Here is a 14,824-nt window from a genome sequence, read left to right as displayed (position 1 = left end):
CAATGTCGGGGCTGACCAATGAAAGCCGTTTCAATCTGCATACTTCTCGTGGTGCTTTTGGCAGGGTGTTCGCCGCCGCAGCCACCGCAGCCATCGGGCGCGTGGGTCCCTGTCAATCATCCGCCGTCAGTGTCGTCATCCGCTGCGCCGTTGTCGACTGCGTCAAAGGGAGCATGATCATGTTTTCAAAACGCAAGCGCCCGCCCGCGTCCGAGCTCGCGATGAGTAACCAAGCCGTTGCGGTACCTGGTTCCGGCGAGACAGAGCCTGCCGAAAAGAATGGTTCTGCCATTGCGACCGGACGTTGGTACTTGCAACAAGCGTTGAAGTTTGAAGCGTCCAAGCAGGAGCAACAGGCCCGGCAAACCAAACTCGCGTGGCGCGTTGCGATCGGCGCTGGCGCAATTGCGGTTGTTTCTATTATTGGTTCGGCAGCTTTAGTACAACTGAAGAGACCCAACCCACCTGCTGTGTTGCGCATGAACGATACGACCGGGGTGGTCGACGTGCTGAATGTGAGCCCCAACAATCGGGAGATCTTCACCGAAAAAAACGACCGCGCCGATTTGCGCCGTTATGTCGAGATGCGCGAGAGCTACGACTGGGAAACAATCCAGGATATGTTCGATGCAGTCAAGCTCATGTCAGCCGACAAGGAGCGTGACCAGTTCATCTCGATGTACTCACTGGCTAACGCCCCGCAAAAGGTGCTCAAGGACCAGTACCGCGTGATTGCACGCGTGGGTGCGATCACGTTTGTCGGTAGCACGGCGCAAGTGTTTTTTTCACGCAAGCTCATCTCATTGAGCGGCAGCATGCCGCCGAAGACGGAGTACTGGGTGGCAACCATCGCTTATCGGCACGATCACCTCCCGGAAAAAGCCAGTGAGCTGGAGCTGGACCCGACAGGCTTTCGTGTCACCAGCTATGTCGTCGATCGCGACTGGACGCGCGCGTCTGACACGCCGACGCCCATGCCCCCCGCACAGTCTGGTACTCAGCCAGTGTCACCTGCGGCCGCCGGTGCCGCCGTTCAGCGAGGTACCGCGCAATGACGATCACAATGAACTTGCGGTGCAGCGCAAATGCGTTGGCCGCGTCCTCTGCGATCGCGGCCGCTGTGTGCGCGCTCCCTGCACACGCGTTGACGACACCTGGACCGTGTGGCACGGACGCCCATATTCGCTGTGCTGTGTTCGATTCGACGGAAGTTTACCGTGTGCCATTTCGGGCCGGTACCGCAACGCTTATTCAGCTGGAGCCCGGCGAGGTGATCGATGGTCCTGCATCCGGGATAGGTATGGGCGATTCGAAAGCCTGGAAAGTGGGTGCGAAGAGCAATTGGATTTTGTTCAAGCCCACGGAGGCGCATGCGGATACCAATCTGATTGTGGTCACTGATCGCCGACGCTATGCGGTTGAGCTCGTCACCGCAGATCGTGGCGAGGCTGCTGTGTGGTCGCTCAATTTCACCTATCCGGACACGCGAGCGCGTGAGGCGCAGGCGACGGCCAAAAAACAGGCGCTGGCCGCTGACCGCGCGCGTAGCAGCGCGGCGACGTCCCTTCACGCGAACGAGAACTACGACATGCAGGGCGATACCGTACTTGCGCCCACCTCGATGTGGGACGACGGTCGTTTCACGTACTTCCGATACGCGACGACGCGTGATTTGCCGGACATTAACCGCGTGCTTCCGGACGGGTCGGAAGCGTTGGTGAATTCGCATGTGGATGGTGACACGGTTGTCGTGCACGAAACAGCGGCCAAATTCATGTTGCGCCTCGGGCAGTCAGTGCTGGGGGTGCGCAACAACAACTACACGCCCGACGGGCAGTTCAACGCGACCGGCACCACGGTTCCCGGCACCGTGCGGATCACGAAGGAGCATCAGTAATGAGCGGAATCGAATCTGGCTCGGGGCGTGAAGGTCAAGGACATGACGGCGGAGGCAATGGCGATGAACGCAGCGAGTCCGGGATGTCGTCGATATCCAGCGAAGCGGGCGTGGGCGCAGCGGGAATGACCGGCGATCGCGGGATGCCGAACCTTAAGCAGACGCGCAAGAAAGCGAATGTCAACAAATTGACCGCTGTGTCGATCGCCGTGATCGCCTTGGCCACGGTGACATTAGGCGGTGCGATGTTTGCCAAGCGCTTGCAGGACCAGCACAACCAGGCCAAGGCTGATTCGCGCGCAGCACCGAAAGAAATGGGCGCTGACACTGGACACGATTTTGCAGTCGATGCGGACCGTTTAAAGCGCGAAAGAGCGGCGGCCGCCGAACAAGCATCCATTGCGGCCGCGCAGTCAGCGGCATCGATGCCCGTGCCGAGCGGCGCGCCCGCGAGCGCTGTCGCGGTAACAAGCGCTGGTGCACATGGGGGTGGGGCCGCCCAACCCGCGCCACACGTCGAGACCGTCGCGGAGCGCCGTCTTGATGGAGATGTATTGCTGAACAACCACGACGACAAAGGCGGCAGTGGCGCTCCAAATGACACCAGAAGTAGCAGTGGCAAGGGCGCAAGTCTCGTCCCTGTTGTCGCGCGCGGCGTCACCGGCGGTCTGGATGACCGGCTCACGCCCTCGGCGCTAGCCAGCGTCAAAGCGAGCTTTCTCCCTGATCTGGACTATCTGCTCAAGCGGGGGATCATCATCCCATGCGCTCAGAGAACCAAGATCGTTACAACCTATCCTGGCGCGACTTCTTGCATCGTTACCAAGGACGTGTATTCAGCAGACGGTCGAACACTCCTGATCGAACGTGGCAGCGAAGCCACGGGCGAGCAGCGGACCGCGCTCATGCAGGGTCAGGCGCGCATCTTCGTACTGTGGTCACGCATCGATATGCCCAATGGCGTCACGATCCCATTGAATTCGCCGGGCTCGGATTCGCTTGGCGCAAGCGGACTTGATGCCTATGTCGATACCCATTTCTGGGATCGTTTCGGGGGCGCCATCATGGTGAGCCTCATTGGCGACTTTGGGCAGGCCGCCAGCAACCGGTCGCTTGGCAACGGCAACAACCAAATCCAGTTTTCCAACACCTCGTCGGCTGGGCAAAGCCTGGCGGACGACACCCTCAAAAACACCATCGATATCCCGCCCACCGCGTACTCGAATCAGGGTTCCGCGTTGAACATTTTCGTGGCACGCGATGTGGACTTCAGGAGCGTCTATGACCTCGAACACCAGCAGTAATGTCGGGTCCGCCCATGCTGCGTCAATCCATGCTGCATCGACCCATTTCGATTCGAGCAAAACGGTCCGCAGCTATCTTGGTTCAACCGGCATTGCCGAAAAAATGATTACACAAGGTGTCACGGAAGTGACCATTAATCGTCCTCATGAGATCTGGACCGAGACGGTAGATGGATGGCAGCAACATCCAGCACCCGAGCTGACGTTTGATCTTTGTAAGAAGCTGGCTGACGCGCTGACGATCTACAACAAGGCAACCCCCCCTCTGTCAGCCCTCGCGCCGATTAAGCCGGTGCGCTTTCCCGACGGTGAGCGTGGACAGGTCATGACTGCGCCCGCGTGTGAGCCGGGCACAGTCTCGATGACCATCCGAATTCCGAGCACGGTTCGCTTTTCCAAAGACGATTATGTTCGTGCGGGCACGCTGACAGGGTTCGTGGATGTATCTCCGTCGGTGCTGGCGGCATCGGCCGCCGTACGGCGTATGCCTGGCTTGTTGGATGACGGTGTTCGGGATGTTGCACCCATCGAATTCGTGCCGGCCGACGTCACGCTTGCGCCCTTCGAGCTGGAGATGCTGGCGGCGAAAGCGGCGCGCAACGTCCCGCGGCTATTCGAACTGGCGATCAAGCACAAGCTCAACATCGTGACGGTCGGTGGTGTCGGGTCCGGCAAGACGACCCTCATGAAAATGTTGGCCGATCTCGTGCCACCCACCACGCGCATTGGCACGATCGAAGACACGCACGAAATGTCGTTGCCGAACCATCCCAACCACGTCCACATGTTCTTTAGCGACAGCTTGCCGGCGAAAGAAATCGTCCGCTCGACGCTGCGCATGAAATTCGACCGCGTGTTCCTGACCGAGCTGCGCGGCGATGAAACGTGGGATTACCTCACGCTGCTCAATACCGGTACCGATGGCGGAATGACTTCCGTGCATGCGAACGATTGTGCGTCTGCGTTCTCGCGGATCGCGACACTGGTCAAGGCAAGCCAGGTTGGCCAGACGCTCGACTGGAGCTACATCCTTCACGAGGTGAAGACCACCATCGACCTGGTGCTCTTCATGGAACGGAAACGCCTGACGCAGATCCACTACGACCCGGTGGAGAAGTGGAAGCTCTTGCGGGGGCTCGCATAAATGACCGATGCAAGATGCCCGTGTTTCCAATTGACGCTGCGTCCGGGTTGGTCGCAGCCAGTGACTGGACCACTCGGATGTTTAGTCCCGGCGATGCAGTCAGCTGCGTTTAGGTCACGGACATGACGATTCAATCAAAGATCCTCGTGAGCGCACTTGCAGCCGCCGGCGTTGCGGCCGTTGCGGTGGGCGGCCAGTACGCGGGCGCTGCGCTCTTCGCAAAAATGCAGCACTTGCCGTCGTCGGTGGTTGGCATCTTTACGTTGCGCGACTACTGGCATGCCTATGGCGATGTACCTGCCGTCAAGAAAGCGCTGACCGCATGTACGTTTGTTTCGGTAGCGATTCCCGTCGGTGCGATCACGGCCGCCTGCTTTGCTGCTTTCGGTACAGCCAAACGCGAGCTTCATGGCAGTGCGCGGTTCGCGAAAGCACACGAAATCCGCAAGACCGGACTACTTGACAACGAAGACGGCAAGCCCGCGCTGATCGTCGGTAAATATCGCGGCAAATACCTGACGTTTCCGGGCCAGCAATTTGTCATGCTCGCCGCGCCTACGCGATCGGGAAAAGGCGTGGCCGTGGCGATCCCGAATCTCCTCACCTATGCGGATTCGATGGTCGTCCTTGACTTGAAGCTGGAGAACTATAAGTACACGTCCGCCTACCGGCAAAAGTACGGGCAGAAGGTGTTCCTGTGGGCGCCCTTTGCGGAAGATGGCAAGTCGCACGGGTGGAACGTGTTCGACTCGATCGCTCATCGCCCGGAGCATCTTCGCATTGGTGATGTGCAGGCGATTGGCCTTAAGTTCTATCCGACCAACGTCGAGGCGAAAACCAAGTTCTGGAACGACCTGGCGCGCAATCTGTTCGTGGGTCTGAGCCTGTATCTCATGGAGACCGCGACCATGGAGCGCCATTGCACGCTTGGCGAAATTTTCCGTCAATCGTCGGGTATGGGCAAACCGATCAAGGAGCACATCGCGCAGTTGCGGGCCACCAAGGGTTTGTCAGAGGCGTGTACCGGTGCATTGAACCGTTTCCTGGCCTCCGGCGACGAGGTTCTGTCATCGATCTTGTCGACCTTCAATGCGCCGCTGCTGATTTTTGATAACCCGATCGTCGACGCGGCGACCAGCCATTCGTCGTTCGATATCAACGAAGTGCGCCGTCAGCGCATGACGATCTATATCGGTATTCAGCCGAATCGGCTCGAGGACGCAGCGCTCCTCGTGAACCTGTTCTTCTCGCAGTTGATCGATCTGAACACATCGGTGCTGCCCGAGCACGACGCGTCGCTCAAATATCAATGCACGCTCGTGCTCGACGAGTTCACGGCCATTGGCCGAGTGAACATCATCGATACGTCGAACGCGTTCATTGCGGGCTATGACCTGCGCCTGCTCACCATTATCCAGGCGGTGTCACAGATGGAACGCCCGTCGTTGTATGGCAAGGAAGGCACGCGCACGCTCGTCGTGAACCACGGGGCCAAGGTGGTTTATCCGCCTAAGGATCACCAGGAAGCGAAGGATCTGTCTGACGCACTGGGCTATTTCACCGAGACGTCGGTTTCGAAAAGCAGGACGCCCGGAAAGCCACGCGGTGAGAACCATTCGGATCAGAAGCGCGCGCTGATGATGCCGCAAGAGCTCGAAGAGATGGGACAGGACGAAGAAATCCTGCTCGGCTTTGGCAAACCGATTCGCTGTAAGAAAGCGTTCTATTACAACGATCCAGTCTTTGTGGACCGACTCAAGGAAATGAGCCTGTCGTTAAGTGCGTTGGGCGAGGAACTGCCTACTGAAACGCAGCTCAAGCAAGCCGCGGGCGCAAACGAGCTCTGCACAAGCGATGTGCCGGTCATCGAGCCGATCGAATGGCAGGCAAAGCGCCGCGCCGCGACCGCAGCAAAGCATCCAGACGGTACCCGCGTCGCTCGCGCGACCGATCTTGTCGCAATGCGCGACGCTGAAGTGTCAGTTGCGCTTGCGGCTGCGCTCGCAGAAGGCGTCTACGCCGACTTGCTGGAACTAACCGGCAAGCGATTCAACTTTGCGGACACAGGTAGCCAGGCCAGCGCGGCCCATAGCTCTCGTTCGCCTATTCAAGAGGAAACCACTCATGGCTGAAAATAATCCCATCGAGTCATCACGCCAGGGCCACGGCGCCAGCAGCGATGCGCCTGAAACGCCAGAAGGAGCCGCGATCAAGGCGGCTCGTGACGCGTTCTTCGCACGTGCTCGGGAAGGTCGAGCAGTGCCCGAACCCTCGTCGCCAGAAGTTCCGGGTGCCAGTACAGCGACTCCATCGGTACCCCCGGCATGGCTAAGTGCTCAAGGCGTCGGCGGTGCTTTGAGCAATGCCTCGGGAACAATTAAAGCCCCTGAGGAGCGGATCGCGTCTCGCCATAGCGGCGATGGTCTACTGGCCGTCGGTGTGTTGTCTGATCTGGGCAGCGAGAGAGCATATCGAGTATGGGCGTCGGGAGACTCGGAAGATCTGAAACTAATCGCAGATCCGCAGGCGCGTGAAAAGGCGTTCGACACGATTGTGGACAACATGCGTATGCCGCAGTACCGAGAAGCCTTGTCGCAAGTCGATTACGGTCTGGAGCGCGAGGCGGTGCGAACTTTTAACGCACGCAGCGATATCAAAGTCGAAAAGCCCACGTCGGCCGCGAATAGCGCAGCGCAATCACCAGCTACGGTCGCACCTGCTAGCGCGCCGGCGGATTTGTCCGCGGCCGCAACCACAGTGTCGACGCCGCAAGCGCCAAGCGCGGCGCACGACAGCGAGGCCGCTGAGGAAAACGCTATCGAGGCGGTACCGGCCCCCACGCGCCAGCACTTGCCAAATCAAGTGCCGGATTCCGAGAAGCACCGCGAAGCTGAGGAAAAGATCCCGCGCCGCAATGCCGGCGCGCGTCTGCTAGACGCTTTTACGCGATCGCTCGTCGGCCGTGAGCGCGCGGGCAGCGGTAACGAGATTTCGTCACCGGCCGTCATGACGAAGGACGGCTACGCCGTCCCTGAAACTATCGCATCCCGCTACATCGTGCGTAATGGCGATTTCTGGCGCTTTGATGGAAAGGATCCTTCCAACGCCGATAAGCATGAACCGAAGTTCACCGACAAAGGCCCTCGCCTGGCCACACGCGGAGACGATCGCGGCACAGCAGCAGACATGGTGACAGTTGCGCAGGCAAAGGGCTGGCAACAGGTCACGCTTAAGGGTAGCGAACCGTTCCGTCGCAACGCATGGATGGAAGCCCAGCTTGCGGGAATCAAAACCCACGGATTCGAGCCGAAAGAACAAGACCGCGCGATGCTCGAAGCGGCACGCCGCGAGCGCGACACGTTGACCATCACCGCCGGTCAACGTGTCCCCGACGCTTCGCGACCGCAGTCGCCGCCTACAGCGGCACCTACAACTGAACCGAGAGCCAAGCAGCCGCCCGAGCGTCGAGTGGACAACCCAAGTGCGGCTGCGTCCAGCGCAGCCGCGCCCACCGCCGCGGCGCCAGTGGATACAGTCTCACGGGCCGCGTCTGCTTCTCCGGCCACTGCTACCCCTTCAGAGCCCACCGGTCCGACTCCTTCTGTCGCATCGACAGAGCCGACCGTAATTTCAGCATCGGCCGCGCCAATTGTTCCTGAAATACGCCCGGCCCCGGTACAGCCTAATCAAAACGTGCTCTTAGCGCATGGCGCAGCACCGTACAAGCACGACAAGGACAACGCTGACAGTTACTACGTCTCATATCGCGAATCCGACGGCGCCACAAAGACGGTATGGGGTAAGGATCTGGAACGCGCTATCCGGGATTCGGGTGTTGAGCTAGGTGACGCACTCACGCTTGAAAACCTCGGCTCGCGCCCGGTCACCGTCAATCGGTCGATCAAAGATGCTGAAGGCAAGGTAGTAGGAGTCGAGCAAATCGATACGCGGCTCAACGTCTGGGACATCCAGAAGCAGGAAAGACAATCTCCGGACGCTCAGGACCCGACCGCTTACGCAATGAACGTTGCGGGCTTGCGTGAGCAGGTTGAGAAAGCGCTAGCGGGTCAGCCAGATAACGTCGTGCGGGAGGTGATGGATCGGCTGGCCGAGCGTCTTCAAGCCGGATTTGCAGTGCAAACGGAGCAGCAAAAGGCGGCCTCGCCCGCACGAGATCTAAAGCAAGCGATCGATACGCGCCTGGCTCAGGTCGATGTTGACCGCGAGGCTCGTCAAGCAATCGCACAAGCGCCAAAACCAAAGCGCAACCCTGAGCGCGACGTCGCGAAACAAACCGCACCGAGCGTCGCGCGATAAACCACACTCAATTAAGGAACGACCATGAATATCGCCGTAATCAATTTTTCGGGCAACGTTGGCAAGAGCACGATCGCGCGACATCTGCTAGCGCCGCGTGTTCGCGATGCCAAGGTCATCGCCATTGAATCAATTAATGCTGACGATGGCGCACAGGAGACTGACGAAAAGCTGCGCGGTCGGCAGTTCTCGGAATTGCAAGCCCGTTTGTTGTCGGGGGATAACGTGGTGGTTGACGTAGGCGCATCCAACGTCGAGTCCTTCGTCGCGCTGATGAGCGAGTTCGACGGCTCACATGCTGATTTCGATTTGTTCGTGGTGCCCGTCGTCAGCGCAGAAAAACAGCAACGCGACACCGTTGCTACCCTCTTGAATCTCGCGAACATGGGTATTGATCGGGAGAAAATTGTTGTCGTCTTTAATCAGGTCGATCGAGTGCTCGGATTTCAGGAAAGCCATTTCAGCTCAATCTTCAGCTTCTATAACCTGAAACGGTCGTTTCGCCTCGATTGTGACGCAGTGCTCTACCAAAGCGACGTCTATAGGTATGCCGCTGAGGCTGGCCGCAGCATGCATGACGTATTGACAGACCCTACCGACTACAAATCTGCAATTGCAAAGACACCGGCCGGCACCGAGAAAAACCGGCTTGTTGCGCTGTTAGGTCTGCGTCGCTTGGCCTCACGTGTGAACGCCGAGCTCGACGCGGTATTTGAGGCAATCGTTCGTCCGGCCGTGGCGGTGGTTGCTGATGCGCGCGATGAGTGAGACCGGCGAGCCAAACGCTCGCGTACGTCGAGATCCGCTATCGCCGCACGTTCGCGATGAAGTTATGGCGGAGATATTGGGTGACGTTCATATGCTGCACAAGTCGGTGAGCGATCTTGCGGCAATTATCCAGACATCCGACGAACGCTTGAGCGGCCGTATCGCTGAGCTTCTCAAGGCGTCGCGTGAGTTCGCCCATGCACGCGAGGGCGCAATCGCGGAGTTGTCCGCCCAGGCAAGCATTGCTACCCAACGGCGCATTGCGGACTCGCTCGGGGGGACGCTCGCCAAAGTGGAACTAACGCTCGCCTCGATTGGCGGGACTGTGCGCGAAAGCTCTACTCGCCGGCTCATCGAGCTGTTTGCTGTCGCACTTGCAAGTGCGGCGCTTGCCGGGGCGGCGACCCTCGCAGGCGTCTGGGCGTTGATCCATTAAGACCAAACGGCAATGACATTCAAATTTGACGCGACACGGGAGGGATTCGAGTTCGACGAGCAGGCGCTCTCCGGTCACGCGTGGTCAATCGCACAGCGCGCCACAATCGCCACCCTGCAGGCGTTTTACGCAGAAATTGAAACGTGGCCCGCCGATGCGGTGGGCGTGGCTTGGGAAGCGTACTCGTCGGATATCCACGCCAGCCGGTGGGCGGATATGGCGCGAGCTGGAGATGGGTGGTTCCTGACGTACCTCTACATACGGCAACTGCGCCCGGAGCTTGATTTCTGGACGATCACCTTCAACCGCAAGCAGTTCAGCGCATACGCCGAATCGAAGCCCTGGACCGTGCACGCACCGTTGCCCCGTTGGGCAAATTCGGATCCCGTAGTACCGCGTAAAGAAGACGTCCCCCTCACGCGAAAGTAGTTTCACCAACCTATTTATCGAGGAGTAAGTCATGGTAAATCGAGTAACGCTGACTGGCCACCTGGGCGCCGACCCGGACGTGAAGGACCTGAGCGCGGGCGTAGTCGCCAATTGTCGACTCGCGACGACTGATTACTACAAGGACCGAGCGAGCGGCACTATGAAAGAGGCAACGGAATGGCACCGCCTTGTGTTCTTCGGACGTTATGCCGAAATTGCACGGGACTTTTTAATGAAGGGCTCTCGCATCTATATCGACGGTCGGCTGCGCACGCGTAAGTGGTCCAGCAATGGCCAGGACCGGTACACCACTGAAATCGTTGTCGAATCAATCGAAATGATTGGCGCACCACGTGGTCACCCTCACCCAGAAGGAGAAGCCGACGCGGCCGCGCCGATGCCAAGCGATGGAGACGAATGGGTTCGTGCGTACGACGAAGCGGAGTTATCTCAGGGTATTGCTAAGTGAAAAGGTAAACGATGAACAGAATCAACCACGATTTTCGCTCAAACGTTCACGCTATCGCAATTCCGCCGTCGGTCAATCAGCCCACAGTGGTCAGGTTTCTCGGTTCGCCGAGCTGGGCCATGAACCTGCCTTTTTATTTGAAGTGCGCATTGGCCTTGATTGTTGGATTGTTAGTTGTGTGGGAGTCAGCCGCGTGGCCCACGCTCATTCCGTTCTTTTTGTTGATAGTGGGGACCGTCGGGATTGCTATCGCTATCGGCCTACGTGCGGCCACAACGGCGCAAACACAGATTGTGATCGATAGCGTTCGCATGACCATGCGCTGCGGCGTTTTTAGCCGACGCGTGGCGAGCGTTGAGATGTACCGGGTCCAAAACGTTGCGTGCGTGAGCCGTTGGTGGGAACGGCTGATGGGCTTCGGGACGCTGGTTGTCGAGAGCAGCGACGTCAATCATCCGCGATGGACCTTGCGTGGAATGCCTGATGTCGAAGCTTTGCGAGAGTGGATGAATCTCGCAGCCATCGCGCGACGCGACGCCAAAAGTATTCGTGAAGTCAACATGGGGCGCGTGTGATGGCGGACCGAGTGACGGCTGACCGCGTGACGACTGAGATCAAGCGCGGTCGGCCACGCAAAGAAACAAAGTTTGATAAGCCAATCGCTTTCAGGCTGCCGCTTGCAGATCGTGATGCTTTTCTCGCGAAGGTTCATGAGTCGGGATTAACGCAGGCTGAATTCTTTCGTCAATGCGTGCTCACGAACCGCACCAAGGTTATCGCACGAGCGGCTCCTAGCGTCGACCGAAACCGCACCGTATTTGTTGTGAACAAGGCGGGAAATAATTTGAACCAGATCGCTCACGTGCTGAACGCTGCTCGACTTGATCAAAGTGCTTCTGAGACCACGTATCTGGCCGCGCTCGATACGCTGGAAAGCATCGAATTGCTGCTACGGGCACACCTGAAGAATGTTGATTAGACCGCAAGGACGCCACGATGGCGTGAAGGAATATCTTGAGAACGGGCGCAAACTCGGCCGCGAGCTCAAGCGTGATGAGATGGACGAGCGCGTCATTCTCGTCGGCGATCTTGAGCTAACCAATTCGATCATTCAGTCGATCAATGTCGCGTCAGATGTTGACCGGTATTTGTCTGTCACCTTGAGTTTCAAGGAAGACGAAGTGAGTCGCGAAACACTTCTCGCAATCACTGAGGAATTTCGTGCGTTCGTTTCTGCCGCCTATCGCCCGGACGAAATCAATTTCTACGCCGAAGCCCATTTGCCGAAGGTCAAAAGCTATCTTGACGATGCGTCGGGAAAGCTTGTTGAGCGCAAACCGCATATCCATGTGGTGATACCGAAAACAAATCTCATCTCTGGCGGTCATCTTGAACCGTTGGGCTTCGTTAAGTCGAACATCGATTTCATTGATGCGTTTCAAGAGCACATCAACGCGAAATATGGTCTAGCCAGTCCAAAAGATAACCGTCGTATCGAATTCTCGGATGCGTCCGAGATGATCAGTCGATACAAGGGTGATCTTTTTAAAGGTTCGAGCCGTGCTCTGAAGGAGACGCTCCTGGATTCGATGCTCGACAGGAAGATCGAGCAGTACGACGATTTCATGGCGTTGCTCGCTGAACATGGACAGACGCGCCTGCGCAACCGGGGGCGCGAAAACGAGTATCCGAACGTCAAGGTGGCCGATGCGTTGAAAGGCGTGAACTTGAAAGATCACGTGTTCTCGCGCGCGTTCGTCGAATTGCCGACCGCTGAAAAGCTCATGCATCTGTCGGCCGACCTTCAACCCAAATACGAATCGGGCGGTACTTCGCGTGAGACGGCGCCGGCCATTCTTGAAACCCTCGATCGATGGCACACGACCCGCGCACTCGAAGTGAAATATCTGAATAACGGCAACACCAAAACCTTTCCGGCGTATCAGGCGGCGTCCGTCGATGAACGCGTGGCCATGCTTGAACAACGGCGCGACGCTTTCTATTCAAAACATTTGGAGGATCATCATGAATCAGGAACAGCACGACCATCAAGCGGACGATCAGGTAGCACGCCAGGCAGCGCATCCGGCGGAAGTACGCCAGGCAGTCCGCGAAGAGTCAACGAACACGGCACCAGCAACCGACGTCTTCGCGGCGATGGACGACTACATGAATTCGACCGAGGTCCCCGAAGCGGATTGCGAGTCGATCCCCGGCTCGATGCCAGGGGTGATGACCGATTCCCGCACGGCTTCGGATCAGGAAGCCCCGGCGCCCTCCCGCTCGATGCCCGGCGCGACATCCCCAGCGGACCCCGCGGCACTTTTGCCAAACGCCAGCAGTATGGCGCTTTCCCAGATTCCCAAGGAACGCCGGCCCCGGCCCTCAACGGTATGCGAGGTATGTCCGGCGTCCCTGTGGACCGCTTCGCCCCACGACGTGCAGTGCTGGTGCCGGATCATGCACTTCACCAGCTGGAGCACGAACGCGCCGTACCATCGGATAGCGTGCGACGGAATAGCCATCGCGAGCGAGCAGGCGTAAGGAAAACTGGCCGACGCGCCGATAGCGCGCTGTCCCAACGTATGCGCGACGAGCGCGAACGGATCGTGCAGCGTTCTGCCGGCGATGAGTACTCGGTCATTCGCTCGAACCTGGATCCGCATCGTTTGCTTGCCGAGCTCTCGCACTCCCATGGCGTGCGGCCGGAGAAATACAGGATCACGATGGGTCGCGATGGCACGAGCCGGATTCGCGCCGGCGCACGGCATTTAAACGTCTCGGATTTTTTGACCAAGGAACTCCACCTGCCTTGGCGCGACGCATCCGATATCCTCCGCGGTTCGTACCAGCGCCAGATTTCGGGCGCAGCGATCCCCATGACCCGCGAGCTTCCACGGGCCGCACTCTGGCGCGAGTACACGACCGACCGAGACGTATTCAGGCGCGCGCGACAGGACGCCATGGCGACACAGCAAACCAGCGAACAATCACGCCGCGCTCAGATCAAGCAGACCTTCAATATTGCTTGCGACGCAGCACGCAACAATTTTGATTTGCGGCCGTCCGGCCGACGCGCACTGGTGTCGATCGCCCGAATGACTAAGGCAGACGCAGAACAAACGTTGCGCGGTCAGATTCAACTCGAGCGCGATGCGCTGATAGCGAAGTACGGTCCGCGTCAAGGCGCGTCGTTTGGCGAGTTCTTGCAGGCACGTGCACAAGCCGGCGACACCCGCGCGTTGGTCGAGCTGCGCCGGATGCGGCCGACGACCCCGGAGCCGCCTCAGCCCGAAGAAAACTGGATCATGCCAGTGGGCGAGGAGCGCGCGCGCGGGAAGCGACAAGCGCCCACGGCAGAGGGCAAAGAAGACTTGAGCGAATCCGGCTACGACAACCAAATCATCTACCGGGCGCCGCACTTGAGCTACGAAGTGCATCGGGACGGCGTCGTGACCTATCAACATGATGGGCGCAGCGTGGTTCGCGATCACGGGTCCGCTGTACGCGTGCTGAAAACGGATCCTGCAGCCATCGAAGCGGCATTGCGCCTCTCGCAAGCGAAGTTCGGACCCGTACTTAAGTTGCAAGGGCCCGTGGAAATGCAGCGGGAAGCAGCGAGAGTCGCCGCCGAAGCGGGGTTATACGTGGAGTTTTCCGACAATTCGCTTAACGTCATCATGCAAGACCGGCGCGTCGAGTTGATCGCAGACCGTGCGACGGTGCTTGAGACGCGATCGAAAGATCGCTCACGCGGGCGCGACGCGCCAGCAAAGCCGATGCCGGCAGGTCAAGACCATGCACCTGATCCCGTCCTTAGCGTGAAGTCGACGCCGAATGAAGACTTACCGCCGTCCAGTCCGTCTGCTCATACGTTATAACGGTACGATTTGCGCAAGATCGCCGCTAAAAAGCCGATCAAATCATTGGCGCGAACTGCCGTGGTCGGCTGCGCAAGGGACGATGGACACGCCGAGATGAAATTTGCCTTTCGTTGTCGTCTGGACCACAGCGAACGGCAAGTCTTTCGAATCTGCGATCAACTAGGTGACCCTTGACC

13 protein-coding genes are annotated in these 14,824 nt (G+C 58.7%); all 13 read left to right on the top strand.

Annotated features, from left to right (window positions below; translation table 11 throughout):
• Positions 1-2: 2 nt before the first annotated feature.
• The 13 genes from ACRWA7_RS34930 to ACRWA7_RS34870 all read left to right on the top strand — a co-directional run bounded on the left by ACRWA7_RS34930 (position 3) and on the right by ACRWA7_RS34870 (position 14,645).
• On the top strand, positions 3-1,055 hold the full coding sequence (locus ACRWA7_RS34930; protein ID WP_438397201.1) for a virB8 family protein: 1,053 nt from the start codon (positions 3-5) through the stop codon (positions 1,053-1,055).
• Positions 1,056-1,192: 137 nt separating this feature from the next.
• Positions 1,193-1,897 carry a TrbG/VirB9 family P-type conjugative transfer protein gene (locus ACRWA7_RS34925; RefSeq protein ID WP_438397200.1) on the top strand — a complete coding sequence of 235 codons (705 nt, stop codon included), beginning with the start codon at positions 1,193-1,195 and terminating at the stop codon, positions 1,895-1,897.
• Positions 1,897-3,201, top strand: coding sequence for a type IV secretion system protein VirB10 (gene virB10, locus ACRWA7_RS34920; RefSeq protein WP_438397199.1), 1,305 nt, complete (start codon positions 1,897-1,899; stop codon positions 3,199-3,201). Before ACRWA7_RS34925 ends, virB10 begins: the two co-directional genes overlap by 1 nt.
• Positions 3,179-4,345, top strand: coding sequence for an ATPase, T2SS/T4P/T4SS family (locus tag ACRWA7_RS34915; RefSeq protein WP_438397198.1), 1,167 nt, complete (start codon positions 3,179-3,181; stop codon positions 4,343-4,345). Before virB10 ends, ACRWA7_RS34915 begins: the two co-directional genes overlap by 23 nt.
• Before the next feature lie 122 nt (positions 4,346-4,467).
• Positions 4,468-6,477: a type IV secretory system conjugative DNA transfer family protein gene (locus ACRWA7_RS34910; RefSeq protein ID WP_438397196.1), complete on the top strand. Its 2,010-nt coding sequence runs from the start codon at positions 4,468-4,470 to the stop codon at positions 6,475-6,477.
• Entirely contained in the window at positions 6,470-8,662 is a 2,193-nt protein-coding gene (locus ACRWA7_RS34905; protein WP_438397195.1) for an LPD7 domain-containing protein, read from the top strand. The genes ACRWA7_RS34910 and ACRWA7_RS34905 overlap by 8 nt, the downstream gene beginning before the upstream one ends.
• A 24-nt stretch (positions 8,663-8,686) precedes the next feature.
• Positions 8,687-9,430 carry a StbB family protein gene (stbB, locus tag ACRWA7_RS34900; RefSeq protein WP_438397193.1) on the top strand — a complete coding sequence of 248 codons (744 nt, stop codon included), beginning with the start codon at positions 8,687-8,689 and terminating at the stop codon, positions 9,428-9,430.
• A gap of 64 nt (positions 9,431-9,494) precedes the next feature.
• The gene (locus ACRWA7_RS34895) at positions 9,495-9,866 is read left to right on the top strand and encodes a hypothetical protein (protein ID WP_438397191.1); all 372 of its coding nucleotides are present in this window, start codon (positions 9,495-9,497) and stop codon (positions 9,864-9,866) included.
• Positions 9,867-9,878: 12 nt separating this feature from the next.
• A complete protein-coding gene (locus ACRWA7_RS34890) occupies positions 9,879-10,295 on the top strand; it encodes a hypothetical protein (RefSeq protein ID WP_438397190.1) in 417 nt (138 codons plus the stop codon).
• A 31-nt stretch (positions 10,296-10,326) separates the two neighbouring features.
• Entirely contained in the window at positions 10,327-10,764 is a 438-nt protein-coding gene (gene ssb / locus ACRWA7_RS34885) for a single-stranded DNA-binding protein (protein WP_438397188.1), read from the top strand.
• Between the two features lie 119 nt (positions 10,765-10,883).
• On the top strand, positions 10,884-11,339 hold the full coding sequence (locus tag ACRWA7_RS34880; protein WP_438397186.1) for a PH domain-containing protein: 456 nt from the start codon (positions 10,884-10,886) through the stop codon (positions 11,337-11,339).
• A 26-nt stretch (positions 11,340-11,365) separates the two neighbouring features.
• A complete protein-coding gene (locus ACRWA7_RS34875) occupies positions 11,366-11,743 on the top strand; it encodes a plasmid mobilization protein (protein WP_438397185.1) in 378 nt (125 codons plus the stop codon).
• Between the two features lie 22 nt (positions 11,744-11,765).
• Positions 11,766-14,645 (top strand): LPD7 domain-containing protein, encoded by a 2,880-nt coding sequence (locus ACRWA7_RS34870; protein ID WP_438397184.1) that lies wholly within the window; start codon positions 11,766-11,768, stop codon positions 14,643-14,645.
• Positions 14,646-14,824: the final 179 nt, after the last annotated feature.

The sequence above is a fragment of the Caballeronia sp. DA-9 genome (assembly GCF_051615025.1).
Taxonomy (GTDB): Bacteria; Pseudomonadota; Gammaproteobacteria; order Burkholderiales; family Burkholderiaceae; genus Caballeronia; species Caballeronia sordidicola.
Note: the sequence above shows the minus strand (reverse complement) of the source record. Positions and strands in the feature narration are given on the sequence as shown.

Coding starts and splice junctions, on each gene's coding strand:
- ACRWA7_RS34930 (WP_438397201.1), top strand. CDS start 3: ATGTCGGGGCTGACCAATGAAAGCCGTTTCAATCTGCATACTTCTCGT.
- virB10 (WP_438397199.1), top strand. CDS start 1,897: ATGAGCGGAATCGAATCTGGCTCGGGGCGTGAAGGTCAAGGACATGAC.
- ACRWA7_RS34915 (WP_438397198.1), top strand. CDS start 3,179: ATGACCTCGAACACCAGCAGTAATGTCGGGTCCGCCCATGCTGCGTCA.
- ACRWA7_RS34910 (WP_438397196.1), top strand. CDS start 4,468: ATGACGATTCAATCAAAGATCCTCGTGAGCGCACTTGCAGCCGCCGGC.
- ACRWA7_RS34905 (WP_438397195.1), top strand. CDS start 6,470: ATGGCTGAAAATAATCCCATCGAGTCATCACGCCAGGGCCACGGCGCC.
- stbB (WP_438397193.1), top strand. CDS start 8,687: ATGAATATCGCCGTAATCAATTTTTCGGGCAACGTTGGCAAGAGCACG.
- ACRWA7_RS34895 (WP_438397191.1), top strand. CDS start 9,495: ATGGCGGAGATATTGGGTGACGTTCATATGCTGCACAAGTCGGTGAGC.
- ACRWA7_RS34890 (WP_438397190.1), top strand. CDS start 9,879: ATGACATTCAAATTTGACGCGACACGGGAGGGATTCGAGTTCGACGAG.
- ssb (WP_438397188.1), top strand. CDS start 10,327: ATGGTAAATCGAGTAACGCTGACTGGCCACCTGGGCGCCGACCCGGAC.
- ACRWA7_RS34880 (WP_438397186.1), top strand. CDS start 10,884: ATGAACCTGCCTTTTTATTTGAAGTGCGCATTGGCCTTGATTGTTGGA.